The sequence below is a fragment of the Rahnella sp. PAMC25617 genome (assembly GCF_050606005.1).
Lineage (GTDB): Bacteria > Pseudomonadota > Gammaproteobacteria > Enterobacterales > Enterobacteriaceae > Rahnella > Rahnella variigena.
On the sequence record NZ_JBOCUM010000013.1, the window covers coordinates 114794 to 126864 of the forward strand.

Here is a 12071-nt window from a genome sequence, read left to right on the forward strand (position 1 = left end):
AAAAAAGTTATTTCGGTTCGTTGTCTCTTGCGACTTCAAAATGCACCGAGAGCAAATAGGCTTCCTCAATCGGTAAATTTCCGAACCAGCTGACCACTTCTTCTGCCATTTGCATGGATTCGGCAGATATTTCATCAAATAAATCTTTTTCGACTTCAGGTAACGGCTCGCCGGTAATGGCGCGTAATACCATGGCTTTTACGTGAGACGTTAACATCTGCAACTGAACATCTGTGGTGTAGATATTCTTCGCGCTTTGCATTGTCTGAATATCTTTTAATACTTGCTCTGTTGTGGCCGGAGCATCTTTCAATTCAATCCGCCCGATCCCTTTCACAGATGCGCTTGCGTTATTCACTCGCGATTACCTCTCTCCTTACCTGACTCACTATTTCAGCCGTTTATTTCGTCTGTCTTTACCCTAACTCCGGGAAGATTTCCTGTGTAGTGGGTCTTTTTCCAGTTCAAAGTGGAAATACGATGAGCTGAGCAGATCCAATTCGCAAAACGAAAAGTTAAGTCGGCATATCACTGAATATTGCTGTCTGTAGCAGCGTATTTCACTGGTAATCGGATTTTTCGCAATGCGGATTAATTCCCTCACAACGCTTTCATTTCCGCTTAAGAGTGCCTAGTATCAAAGAACACATGCAAATCACTGACACCCCTGCGTTAACGCGCGGGGGTGTTATTTTTTGCCGACCGGCACCCCACTCGCATGAAGCGGGTGATGCAAAAGGAACCACGGAGAATGTTATGAGTAAACCGACACTGATCATCAATGAACTTGACGCAGAACGCCTGGACACACTGCTGGCGCAACCTGCTTTTGCCAACAGCCCGGTCGCCGACGCACTGAATGAAGAGTTGGATCGCGCAGAGATTTTGCCACCCGAGCAAATCCCGGCCGACGTGGTTACGATGAACAGCAAGGTTCGCTTTACTGAAGGTAAAGACGGCGAAGAACACATCCGCACGCTGGTGTATCCGGCTGCGCTCAAAGACAGCAACGAGCAACTGTCGGTGATGGCGCCGTTAGGTGCCGCCCTGCTGGGGCTGCGCGTAGGCGGAAGCATCACGTGGGAAATGCCAAATGGCGAGAACAGCCGGATTGAAGTGCTGGAATTGTTGTTTCAGCCGGAAGCGGCGGGAGAGTTGAGACGTTAAGGGTTTTCTTTTGCAGAGGCCGCTGCACGGCGGCTTTACTTGAGAATGAGAAAGTTTCGGTTTCTCACGTGCGGTGATCGCTTGACTCGCAGCGCCGAAACCGCCCAAGAGGGAGAAGTGCTTTCTCCCTCTTGGATCTCCCTCCGCTTTTTACTGCGCGCTATCGCTGGCGGCTATGTTTCAGGTAACGCGGAGACAGGCTGGAAATCTTGCCGCTGCACGGTCCCTTCTCTCGGTCTTCGAGCCATAGGTCTCGAAGCCGCTCCGTTCAGCAAGATTTCTGAATCGCCCGCAACTTCCTAAATTCAACAGAGGTTTCTGTATCGCCCATGGGATCGTGAATTCAACGGCAGAAGGATTTTATCTTTTATTAAAGTCGATTGGCGTGCTCAAAAATGGCACCGAATGAACGGTTCGAGACCTGAGGCTCGAAACCTGAAATGAGGGAATCGCGCAGCGATGACATTTTGCGCCACCTGCCAATGTGCCGGAACATGTCCGTAGTGACTGCGATAGCGCGCAGTTTAAGACGTGGAGATTCCAAAGAGGGCTCGTCTTAGCCCTCTTTGGTCGGTTTCGGCGCGAGAGGCCGTGTGATCCCCGCGATTGAGAAACCGAAATTTTCACCGCTTTCAGCGCTCTCAGCATTAAGAAGCCGCCTAAGCAGCGGTCAACTGCTTACTTAAACTTCTTGTGGTTCTCATTCCTTGTCGCCTTGAACCCTTCGGCTTCTTTCTTCGCTTCATCGACCTTGCCCGCTTTGGCTAAAGCGGAGGCCTTGTCAATCTGGCCAATCAGCGTATCCAGCCCTTTGTGGTAATCCTGCATTTCCGGGCTGTCCGGTGCTTTGCCTTCCAGTTTCGGTGGCGTGGCTTTTTTCGCGTCTTCGGCAGCGGCTTTCATATTAGCCAGACCGGTTGTCAGTTCAGCCTGATCGTTGGTTTTCAACACTTTGCCGTAGTTATCAGCAATCGTGTCCATGTCCCTTTCTAAATCTGCCGCCAGTGCCACCGTGCTGCTTCCCAGCATTGCGACTACCGCTAACGCCATCAGTTGTTTACGCATGAGCTTTCTCTCTATTGTTATTTATTTGTTAGATAAAACGACATTGCTTGTAAGGCTTTATAAAAATAGGCTGAGAGAGAGGAAAACGGCATGAATTTTTTGTAAAGAATGGTAGCGGAAGAAGAAGCAGCGATCGGGCGACCGCTGCTTTGAAAGCGTTATTCGCCGGCGATTTTCATTGCCGGTAACAGTACGGAACCGCACTGAATGTTGCTGCGGGTTTCGATATCGCTGCCAATGGCGACCATATTGCGCCACATGTCTTTCAGGTTACCGGCGATGGTGATTTCGCTTACCGGATACTGAATCTCACCATTCTCAACCCAGAAACCTGCTGCGCCGCGTGAGTAGTCACCGGTGACACCGCTGACGCCCTGTCCCATCAGTTCGGTGACGACCAGGCCTTTGTCGAGCTTACGCAGCATACCGGCGAAATCATCACCCTGACCGGCGATGCGCCAGTTGTGGATACCGCCTGCGTGGCCGGTGGTTTGCAAACCGAGTTTACGCGCGGAATAACAGGTCATCAGCCAGTTTTGCAGCACGCCGTCTTTGACGATATCGCGACGCTCGGTGCGCACACCTTCGCTGTCGAACGGCGTCGAAGCCAGCCCCTGCAACAGATGCGGATGTTCTTCGATGGTCAGCCACTCCGGCAGGATTTGCTTGCCGAGGCTGTCGAGCAGGAAGGACGATTTACGGTAAATGCTGCCGCCGCTGATCGCCCCGACCAGATGACCGAACAGGCCGGTCGCCACTTCGGAGGCGAACAACACCGGTGCCTGCATGGTCGGTAATTTACGTGGTGCCAGACGCGATAAGGTGCGGCGTGCGCACTCTGCGCCAACCCATTCCGGATCTTTCAGGTCGCTCATCTTACGGGCGATGGAATAGGCGTAATCACGCTCCATGTCGCCTTCGTGTTCAGCAATCACGGAGGCGGAAATCGAATGGCGCGTCGAGCAATAGCTCTGCAACATGCCGTGACTGTTACCGAAAACGCGGATGCCGTAATGGCTGTTAAAGCTGCCGCCTTCAGTGTTGGTGATGCGTTTGTCAGCCTGCAAGGCAGCCTGTTCAGCACGGGCAGCCAGCTCAATGCTGCGATCGGGATCCAGCTCTTCCGGATGGAATAAATCCAGATCCGGCGCGTCAAACGCCAGCATCTCTTTATCAGCCACGCCCGCGAACGGATCCGGTGACGTGTAACGGGCGATATCCAGCGCCGCCTGCACGGTGCGGGAAATAGCGTCCGGGCTTAAATCGGTGGAAGACGCGCTGCCTTTACGATTCTGATAATAAACGGTGATGCCCAGTGCGCCGTCGCTGTTGAATTCCACGTTCTCGACTTCACCAAAACGGGTGCTGACGCCGATACCGGTGGTTTTGCTGACCGCCACTTCTGCGGCATCTGAACCCGCTTTCGCCAGTTCCAGAGCCTGAGATACGGCCTGTTCCAGAGTTTTACGCTGCTGCGCTACTTGATTCACTACGTTCATCGGCATGTCATCGCTTATGAGATAAAAGGGATTGTTCTACACTGGTATTAAGAAACTTATACCTTTGAGTCTAACAGAGACTCGCCACAATTTCGCATTCCCTCCGGCGTTGTTATGCCCAAAGTTGCAACAGAACATGGATGTATGCGGCATAACCCTGCATAATGCCGCCGAAGCAATAAAGCACAATCAAACTGACAGGATTACCTCGTTAAGAGGAAGCGCCCATGACAAAGAAAATTGACGACTGGCACGATGACGTTCCCGAAACCAACGAGAACGAAGATGAAGAAGAAATCATCTGGGTCAGTAAAAGTGAAATCAAACGTGACGCCGAGGCGCTGAAAGATCTCGGTGCAGAAATGGTTGAGCTGGGTAAAAACTCGCTGGACAAACTGCCGCTGGATGACGATCTGCGCGCTGCGATCGACTTAGCGCAGAAGATCAAAAAAGAAGGCCGCCGCCGTCAGCTTCAGCTGATCGGTAAAATGCTGCGTTCCCGCGATGTCGAGCCGATTCAGACTGCGCTGGATAAGCTGAAAAACCGCCACAACCAGCAGGTTTCGCTGTTCCATAAACTGGAAATGCTGCGTGACCGTCTGGTTGAAGAAGGTGATGATGCAATCCCGCCGGTGCTGGAACTGTATCCGGAAGCCGACCGTCAGCAGCTGCGTGCGCTGATCCGCAACGCGCAGAAAGAGAAAGCCGCTAATAAGCCGCCAAAATCTTACCGCCAGATCTTCCAGTATCTGCGCGAACTGGCTGAAGGTCAGGACTAAAAAAACAAAAACCCGCCTTTTTACTTAACAGAAAATGGCGGGTTTTTTCTTTTCAGCCTTTGGCCTTTACTGCCGGTTTCTCCAGCAGATTCAGCCGCAGATCCCCTTCCAGCTCCTCTTCGGCCTCTTCAAACAGCAAAATCAGTGCGCCGAAACGCCGCTTGCGGCTGGCATTCAGATTGATGAAATCTATCTCAACCGGCAGCGCAATCCCGCCTGTTACCTCATCCCAGAGTGCATCCAGATTCGCACCGAAGCTGTCGGTCAGACCAAACTGACGGACAAACTCGGCGTAGAATGCAGGTAAATCCGGGATGTGATTAAAATCGAAGCTCACTTTATTCATCGACATTACTCCACCCGAACGAAGTTCTGATAATGGTCTTTACTGACGTAAATCAGCCCGTCGCTGGCAAACAGCACGCGGTCTGCCCCGCGACGCCCGCAGCGATAGTTGATATCTGCCTCGCGCCATACCCGTTTGTTGGCCGATGGCAGACGACCTTCACGGTTTGAGAACCGGTCGCCGCCAATGGCTTTGCCCGGCAACACATCACACAGGTTGCCGGAACGCGCATCCCATCCGGCTTCCCGTGCCTTTTTCTTGGTGATGTAGTTTTCCGGCAATTGATGATTCTGGCGCAAATAGCTGATCACCGTTTTCTCTTCAGTCCCCGTCACGATAGTGCCCGGGTTGTGTGTCGTTTTCGCGACAATCTGTCCTGCGATGCCACACAGTCCCGCGATCACGGCGACCGCCATCATCAGTTTGCGCGGCCGTAGCCCGTTAAATACCGTCATTGGCGTCCTTTGTGTTTAGCCCGCATCGATCTGTTCCTGTTTATTGTTTCTTAAAACGCTGTATCTGGAAAGCTGACTTAAAGATTTCCTAAATGCAGCGTTTTCACCTGCAGATATTCTTCCAGCCCCAGCACCGACCCTTCGCGTCCCAGACCAGATTCTTTCACACCACCGAACGGCGCGGCTTCGTTGGAAATCGCACACTCGTTTATCCCGATCATGCCACTTTCAATTGCATCAGCCACGCGGAAAACACGTTGCAGATTCTGGCTATAGAAATACGCCGCCAGCCCGAAAGGTGTGTCGTTGGCGCGTTTAATCACTTCTTCTTCCGTTTTGAAACGGAAACAGGCCGCCAGCGGGCCGAAGGTTTCTTCATGCGCCACTTTCATGTCGTCGGTGGCATCAATAATGACCGTCGGCTGGAAGAAGTTGCCACCGAGTTTGTGGCGCTCACCACCTTCCATCAGACGCCCGCCTTTCTCCAGCGCGTCTTTAACATGCTCCTCGACTTTCTCCAGTCCCTGAATGTTAATCAGCGGGCCGACAATCACACCTTCGTCCATACCATTGCCGACTTTCAGCTTGCGCACTTCTTCCGCCAGACGTGAGGTGAACGCCTCATAAACGCCGTCCTGCACGTAGATGCGGTTGATACACACGCAAACCTGTCCGGTGTTACGGAATTTACAGGTAATGGCGCCCTTCACGGCAGCCTCGATATCCGCATCATCAAAGACGATATACGGCGCGTTACCACCGAGTTCCATCGACACCTTTTTCATGGTGTCAGCGCTGTTACGCACCAGCGTTTTGCCGATTTCTGTAGAGCCGGTGAACGACACTTTACGTACCGCATCGCTCGCCATAATCACCTGGCTGATGGCGCTCGTATCACCCGCCACGCCGTTGATCACGCCATCCGGCACACCGGCATCTTTTGCCAGTTGCAGCAGAGCAAACGCCGAGAGGGGCGTGTTACTGGCCGGTTTGATCAGGCCGGTACAACCTGCAGCCAGTGCGGGACCGAGTTTGCGGGTCAGCATCGCCAGCGGGAAATTCCACGGCGTGATCGCCGCCACTACGCCGACCGGTTCACGTGTCGCCAGAATGCGCGAACCGGATTTGGCCGGAGGAATGATTTCCCCGTTGGCGCGTTTGGCTTCTTCGCTGAACCATTGCAGATAACTGGCGGCGTAATCGACCTCGCCCAGCGCTTCTTTCAGTGGCTTGCCTTGTTCGGCCACCATCAGCTCGCCGAGAAACTGTTTGTTTTCCAGCATCAGTTCATACCAGCGGTGCAAAATTTCAGAACGTTCTTTGGCGGTGGTTTTGCGCCAGGCCGGGAAAGCGTCGCTGGCGGCTTTGACGGCGGCTTCTGTTTCGGCTTTTCCTGACTTAGAGACTTTGGCGACTACATCGCCGGTCGCCGGATCCAGCACATCGAAGGTGTCTTTGGCTTCGAGCCATTTACCGCCGACAAAATAGCCAGTCTTAAATAATGGATGCGTGGAGAGTTTATGAGGTTGGGCTGACATGAGGATCCTCCTGATTTATGCCGTTTTAAGCGAACTATCAGGTAAGTATAGCGGCTTGAGCAGAAGCGTCTGTCAGACAGCACTGAGAGACACAGATCGCAAAGTGAATTGTCATACGTTCACAGTTTCCGCATCCCTCCGTAAACTGCGGGGAACTCCACCCCATTTTTACAAAGGAATAAGGCATGTCGACGCGCGAAAAAATGAATATCGGTGAACTGTATACAGACATGGGCGAAGGATTGCCGGAGGAGCGCCGCGCCGGAAAAGAGCGGGTGTACGACTACAACCTGACCCGTCCTTCAGAAGAAAAAAAACGCCAGCGGATGCTGAAAGACATGATGGGCAGCCTGGGCGAAAACGGCTGGATTGAGCCGCCGCTGCGTGTCGCGTATGGCACGCATATTCATATCGGCAACAACTTTTACGCCAATTTCAATCTCACGGTGGTGGATGACGCAACCGTCACCATCGGCGATAACGTAATGATTGCGCCGAACGTCACCCTGGCGACAGCCGGACATCCGATCGACCCGGAAATCCGCGCCACCGGACAGCAATTCTCCCTGCCGATCGTCATTGAAGATAACGTCTGGCTGGGCATGGGTGTGATGGTAAATCCGGGTGTGACTATCGGGCGTAACAGCGTGATTGGTGCGGGAAGCGTAGTGACAAAATCCATTCCCGCCGATGTGGTGGCGGCTGGCGTACCGTGCCGGGTAATACGCCCGATCACCGCCGCTGACCGCGAAGCATTCATGAAATGATGCCCGTATTTTGGCGATAAAAAAGGCCGGTGCGTTTAAACACCGGCCTTTGTTTTTTACGGGCTGTTACGCCACAAACGAATGCTGATAACGATGGAGCATCTCGGTCAGACGTCGCACCGGCTCAGTCACTTTCAGGGGCGCGTCGTAATCGACCAGCTTTTGCTGATACTCACCCAGCTCTTTCAGCAGACGCTGATAATAGTATGTCCGCTTACCTTCGCCTGACGCCGAAACCACGTGATCGGCGGTGTTACGGATTTTTTTGTGGAACGCCGACAGCTCATCATTTACCGGCACTTCAGCAAGTTTCATCCGCTGATGAGCGATAATCAGCATCAGCGCCAGACGGTATTTACCGATGTCATTCGGGAACATCACCAGCAGCTGATTGAGCTGATGGTAAAGCGCCGGCAGGTGGTTTTCACGACGACGGTATGCTTTGGTGGTCAGCGCCGATACCGCACTGCTCATAAAGCGGTTCAGCAACGTGCGGCCGGTTTTATCACGGGACTTATCGCGAATAATCAGCAACACCGCCATCGCAATCACCGTACCGATCGCCTGCCCCAGCGCGTTGTCTAGAAAAGACGTCACGTTGAATTTCATCGGGTTACTGAGCACCAGAATGTTGATGGTGCCCGCCAGCAAACCGAGCATGCCGAGTCGACGCTTGGTCACTTCGATACCGATAAAGAAGGTGAAAATCCCCAGCATCAGACACAGCAGGAACAGACTTTGCTGCGTCGAAGGCATGATCAACATAAACATCATCGAGCCAACCGGGATCGCCAGCAACATGCCGACAATAAAGTCCATCGCCATGCCTTTCGGGTTCGGGGTACGCATCGCCAGCGAGGTCACCACGGCGATAATAATCACGCAGCCGCTGGCGGACGTCCAGCCGGTCCATAGCCACATCAGACAACCTATCGCCGTCGCGGTAAACGTACGCAGGCCGTTGATCAGCGCATGATGCCGCTCAGCCGACACCGGACGAACCACCACTTCACCTTCCAGCACACCGCTTTCAATACTGCTGATGCTGCTGTTGGTCTGGACGCCTTTCATCAGCAACAGCGCACGCGTGCCAGCGCCGGTCCAGGCACTGAGTGTCACCAGCACATTATCGCTGTGCATACCGGTAATAATCTGGCGCAGTTGTTTCAGGCGGCGGTGAACATCGGCAACAGTTTCTGCCGGTTCAGCAAACAGCGCTTTAAGCTCAGGCGACAGCCTTTCCGGCGTGTCTTGCATAATCAGATAGGTTTCGCAGGCCTGGGTGATCATACTCAGCGAGGTGCTGTGCAGCGCTTTCAGACGCTGGTTGCAGCGCTGCCAGCGCGAGGATTCCATCATCAGGCTGCCGCGCATGCCATTCAGCGCCGTGGTGCTTTTCACCAGGTTGTTCCAGGACTTATCGATGTCTTCCTTCGTGCCGTTATTCACGCAAATCCGCATCAGCGCAAACTGATCCAACATCAGCTGACTGACGGCGCGATCGATATCTTTTTTGATGGAACGGGGAGAAAACAGCAGGTCAGCCACGATGGCGCAGCAAATCCCGATAACGATTTCACTGCAACGCTCGACGGCGAACTGCGGTGTCTGTAACGGCGCACTGGCTGAGGTCACCACAATAATCAGCGCGGTATAACCCGCCAGCCCAAGTGCGTAGGAATTCTCGATGCGCACCAGTGAAGACCACCAGGTGCAGACACCCGCCCAGATACAGCATAAAAGCAGCATCACGACCGGTGCGCGGGCAGTGGCGATAACAATCACCAGCGCCGCGATACAGCCGATAAATGTGCCAATAACACGCAGAAAACCACGGTGACGAATAGCACCGGCAAAGGGTTCGCCACCCGCCACCAGCGCCGGGCCGGAGGTCACAATGGCGGCGGTCATGGCCGACCAGCGCGGTGTCTCGAGTTGCAGATAGAACCCGAGAACCAGCGCGCCGAGGATCGCGAACGTCAGCTTGCAGGCAAAACGCACGCGCGGGATAAGTACGCTATTCATCTTTCCGGCCTTAGCCAAACTCTCTCAGGCGATGCAGGAGACGAAGGAAAGGAGAACCTTCATCTTGTTTGCGGTCATGCTGACCGGTGATAACCACGGTCGCGGTAGTCCCTGCCGGATAAGGATGTTGCTGGTCTTCATCATCGAGCAGGATTTTCACCGGCACGCGCTGCGCCAGACGCACCCACTCGAGGTTGCTGTCGATGGTCGCCAGACCATTCGTTGCAGCAGAAGAAGAGCTGTTGGTGACCGCCGCGGCCACGCTGTCCACGGTACCGTGCATGATACGGTTACTGCCCAGCGGGGTGATTTCCGCACGGTCGCCTTTGTTCAGCCCCGGCAATTTGGTTTCTTCCAGATAGGCGAGAATGTAGAAGGAGTTTTTCTTCACCAGCGCCACAGCCGTCGAACCACGGTTGATGTAGTTACCCGGATGAACGGTCAGGTTAGTGACCCAGCCATCGGCAGGTGCAACCACCACGGTACGTTCCAGATCCAGCACGGCCAGATCACGTGCCGCCTGCGCTTTTGCCAGCTGATGTTCAGCGGTTTGCAGGACGTTATTGGCCTGATCGATTTCTTCCTGCGACATGGCCTGCACGCCCAGTTTCACACGACGTCCGGCTTCACGTTTTTTCTCTGCTGCCAGCGCCTGATAATACGCGACGTCAGCACTCGCTTCGTCCAGCGCCTGCTGGTAGCGCGGCTGGTCGATTTTAAACAACACCTGGCCCTTCTTCACCAGCTGGTTATCGACCACAGGCACATCGGTAATCAGACCGGTAACATCGGGCGCGATAGACACGACATCAGCGGTAAATTTGGCATCACGGGTCCACGGAGATTCGGTATAGAACGCCCAGGCTTTGAAAATTGCGATGACAGCCAGCACGACCAGAATCAACGTTATTGCATAACGTATTATTTTTATAGAGAAATTTTTCACAACGCCCTCAGACGAACATGCAGGAGATCAGGTAAAAAAGACAGCAGTACAAAGCTGTGTTGAACAACGCCGGATGCCAGACAAAGTCATAGATACCGGTGGGTTGCAGTACACGCCGCAGCACGAAAAACACCACCAGCGCCAGCAGTATTTCAAAAAACACCGGAGGAAACGACAATCCGAAAATCACCATTACCGGAAGCAAACTCATCAAAAATTCCTTACATTATGACGACGGACAAACACGTATCGTCCCGCGCACGCATTATTCATTATTTTAGGCAACGGCACGCGACCCCGGTGGAAAATAATTCAGCGGGAGCAGATCAATGAAGCCGTGGAGTTGCCAGGGAAGTGTGCGAAGGTAAGCATTATGTCAGGAAAACTGAAACCTGAGCATTATCGCCCGGAAGGGTATATTAGCGTGCTTATTATCAAGTAATCAACGTTCTGTGATCTAAATCACTTTTAAGCCAGAGTTAACAATGGACCGATTAAAACGCATGTCGATTTTCGCTCAGGTGGTGGAAAGCGGTTCTTTTACTGCCGCTGCGCGACGCCTCGACATGAGCGTATCCGCCATCAGCCAGACTGTGTCAAAGCTGGAAAACGATTTACAAATCAAATTATTAAACCGCAGCACGCGCAGTATTGGTCTGACGGAAGCGGGCAAGCTTTACTATCAGGGTTGCCGGAAAATGCTGCACGATGTGCGTGAAGTGCATGAACAATTGTATGCCTTCAACAACACGCCAACCGGGACCTTGCGCATCGGCAGTTCATCAACAATGGCACAAAATGTTCTTGCTGCAATGACTGCCGAAATGCTCAGCGAATATCCCGGCCTGACGGTAAATCTGGTGACCGGCATACCCGCACCCGATTTAATCGCCGACGGTCTGGATGTGGTGATCCGCGTCGGCGCGTTACAGGATTCCAGCCTGTTCTGCACCCGCTTAGGCTCAATGCCGATGGTGGTGTGCGCAGCGCGCAGTTATCTGGCCCAGCACGGCACACCGGAAAAACCGGCTGATATGGTGAATTTCTCATGGCTGGAATACAGCGTGCGCCCCGACAGCGAATTTGAGCTGATCGCCCCTGAAGGCATTTCGACCCGCATTACACCGCAAGGGCGCTTCGTCACCAACGATTCGCAAACCATGATCCGCTGGCTGAAAGCCGGTGTCGGGATCGCGTATGTGCCGCTGATGTGGGTGATTGAGGAAATTAACGCAGGCGAAGTGGAGATTTTGTTCAGAAGCTATCAGTCCGATCCGCGACCGGTCTACGCGCTGTATACCGAAAAGGACAAACTGCCGCTGAAAGTGCAGGTCTGCATTGATTATCTGACGGATTATTTCAAACGAGTCAGCAAGGTGTATCAGGGATACCGGCAGGGGAAAAAGGGGACGCAGTGGAGTTGAGTGTGTATCAAAACCCGCCAAACTCAATTAAAGCCCACCAGCCTCCCCTTGTGAAAGGGG

13 protein-coding genes are annotated in these 12071 nt (G+C 53.4%); 4 read left to right on the forward strand and 9 right to left on the reverse strand.

Features of this window, described 5'->3' with window-relative positions:
• Positions 1–7 precede the first annotated feature (7 nt).
• Positions 8–358 (reverse strand): PRD domain-containing protein, encoded by a 351-nt coding sequence (locus ACM615_RS16735; protein WP_112288357.1) that lies wholly within the window; start codon positions 356–358, stop codon positions 8–10.
• Positions 359–756: 398 nt separating this feature from the next.
• Here ACM615_RS16735 and rnk point away from each other — a divergent pair, with 398 nt between their 5' ends.
• Positions 757–1167 carry a nucleoside diphosphate kinase regulator gene (gene rnk / locus ACM615_RS16740; protein ID WP_112288356.1) on the forward strand — a complete coding sequence of 137 codons (411 nt, stop codon included), beginning with the start codon at positions 757–759 and terminating at the stop codon, positions 1165–1167.
• A gap of 678 nt (positions 1168–1845) precedes the next feature.
• Here the strand turns inward: rnk and cybC are convergent.
• Together cybC and pmbA are read right to left on the reverse strand one after the other, a co-directional pair.
• The gene (gene cybC / locus ACM615_RS16745; protein ID WP_431012208.1) at positions 1846–2232 is read right to left on the reverse strand and encodes a cytochrome b562; all 387 of its coding nucleotides are present in this window, start codon (positions 2230–2232) and stop codon (positions 1846–1848) included.
• A 158-nt stretch (positions 2233–2390) separates the two neighbouring features.
• Entirely contained in the window at positions 2391–3731 is a 1341-nt protein-coding gene (pmbA, locus tag ACM615_RS16750) for a metalloprotease PmbA (protein WP_015690526.1), read from the reverse strand.
• A gap of 227 nt (positions 3732–3958) precedes the next feature.
• Between pmbA and yjgA the strand changes: the two genes are divergently transcribed.
• On the forward strand, positions 3959–4510 hold the full coding sequence (gene yjgA, locus ACM615_RS16755; RefSeq protein WP_112290437.1) for a ribosome biogenesis factor YjgA: 552 nt from the start codon (positions 3959–3961) through the stop codon (positions 4508–4510).
• A gap of 52 nt (positions 4511–4562) precedes the next feature.
• Here yjgA and ACM615_RS16760 read toward each other — a convergent pair whose 3' ends face one another.
• From ACM615_RS16760 to ACM615_RS16770, 3 genes are all read right to left on the reverse strand, one after another.
• The gene (locus ACM615_RS16760) at positions 4563–4856 is read right to left on the reverse strand and encodes a barstar family protein (RefSeq protein ID WP_112290436.1); all 294 of its coding nucleotides are present in this window, start codon (positions 4854–4856) and stop codon (positions 4563–4565) included.
• A gap of 5 nt (positions 4857–4861) precedes the next feature.
• Complete coding sequence (locus tag ACM615_RS16765; RefSeq protein ID WP_129638072.1) at positions 4862–5311, reverse strand: ribonuclease domain-containing protein; 450 nt, start codon at positions 5309–5311, stop codon at positions 4862–4864.
• Positions 5312–5388: 77 nt separating this feature from the next.
• Positions 5389–6849, reverse strand: coding sequence for an NAD-dependent succinate-semialdehyde dehydrogenase (locus ACM615_RS16770; RefSeq protein WP_431012209.1), 1461 nt, complete (start codon positions 6847–6849; stop codon positions 5389–5391).
• A gap of 185 nt (positions 6850–7034) precedes the next feature.
• Here ACM615_RS16770 and ACM615_RS16775 point away from each other — a divergent pair, with 185 nt between their 5' ends.
• The gene (locus ACM615_RS16775; protein ID WP_431012210.1) at positions 7035–7616 is read left to right on the forward strand and encodes a maltose acetyltransferase domain-containing protein; all 582 of its coding nucleotides are present in this window, start codon (positions 7035–7037) and stop codon (positions 7614–7616) included.
• 66 nt (positions 7617–7682) lie between these two features.
• On the opposite strand, the gene aaeB is transcribed toward ACM615_RS16775, so the two are convergent.
• The 3 genes from aaeB to aaeX are packed head-to-tail and all read right to left on the reverse strand — an operon-like array spanning position 7683 to position 10798.
• Positions 7683–9641, reverse strand: coding sequence for a p-hydroxybenzoic acid efflux pump subunit AaeB (gene aaeB, locus ACM615_RS16780; RefSeq protein WP_112290429.1), 1959 nt, complete (start codon positions 9639–9641; stop codon positions 7683–7685).
• Between the two features lie 10 nt (positions 9642–9651).
• Positions 9652–10587: a p-hydroxybenzoic acid efflux pump subunit AaeA gene (gene aaeA / locus ACM615_RS16785; protein ID WP_112290427.1), complete on the reverse strand. Its 936-nt coding sequence runs from the start codon at positions 10585–10587 to the stop codon at positions 9652–9654.
• Between the two features lie 7 nt (positions 10588–10594).
• Complete coding sequence (gene aaeX, locus ACM615_RS16790) at positions 10595–10798, reverse strand: p-hydroxybenzoic acid efflux pump operon protein AaeX (protein WP_112290425.1); 204 nt, start codon at positions 10796–10798, stop codon at positions 10595–10597.
• Positions 10799–11072: 274 nt separating this feature from the next.
• Between aaeX and aaeR the strand changes: the two genes are divergently transcribed.
• On the forward strand, positions 11073–12011 hold the full coding sequence (aaeR, locus tag ACM615_RS16795) for an HTH-type transcriptional activator AaeR (RefSeq protein ID WP_431012211.1): 939 nt from the start codon (positions 11073–11075) through the stop codon (positions 12009–12011).
• The last annotated feature ends 60 nt before the right edge of the window (positions 12012–12071 follow it).

Coding starts and splice junctions, on each gene's coding strand:
- rnk (WP_112288356.1), top strand. CDS start 757: ATGAGTAAACCGACACTGATCATCAATGAACTTGACGCAGAACGCCTG.
- cybC (WP_431012208.1), bottom strand. CDS start 2,232: ATGCGTAAACAACTGATGGCGTTAGCGGTAGTCGCAATGCTGGGAAGC.
- pmbA (WP_015690526.1), bottom strand. CDS start 3,731: ATGAACGTAGTGAATCAAGTAGCGCAGCAGCGTAAAACTCTGGAACAG.
- yjgA (WP_112290437.1), top strand. CDS start 3,959: ATGACAAAGAAAATTGACGACTGGCACGATGACGTTCCCGAAACCAAC.
- ACM615_RS16760 (WP_112290436.1), bottom strand. CDS start 4,856: ATGAATAAAGTGAGCTTCGATTTTAATCACATCCCGGATTTACCTGCA.
- ACM615_RS16765 (WP_129638072.1), bottom strand. CDS start 5,311: ATGACGGTATTTAACGGGCTACGGCCGCGCAAACTGATGATGGCGGTC.
- ACM615_RS16770 (WP_431012209.1), bottom strand. CDS start 6,849: ATGTCAGCCCAACCTCATAAACTCTCCACGCATCCATTATTTAAGACT.
- ACM615_RS16775 (WP_431012210.1), top strand. CDS start 7,035: ATGTCGACGCGCGAAAAAATGAATATCGGTGAACTGTATACAGACATG.
- aaeB (WP_112290429.1), bottom strand. CDS start 9,641: ATGAATAGCGTACTTATCCCGCGCGTGCGTTTTGCCTGCAAGCTGACG.
- aaeX (WP_112290425.1), bottom strand. CDS start 10,798: ATGAGTTTGCTTCCGGTAATGGTGATTTTCGGATTGTCGTTTCCTCCG.
- aaeR (WP_431012211.1), top strand. CDS start 11,073: ATGGACCGATTAAAACGCATGTCGATTTTCGCTCAGGTGGTGGAAAGC.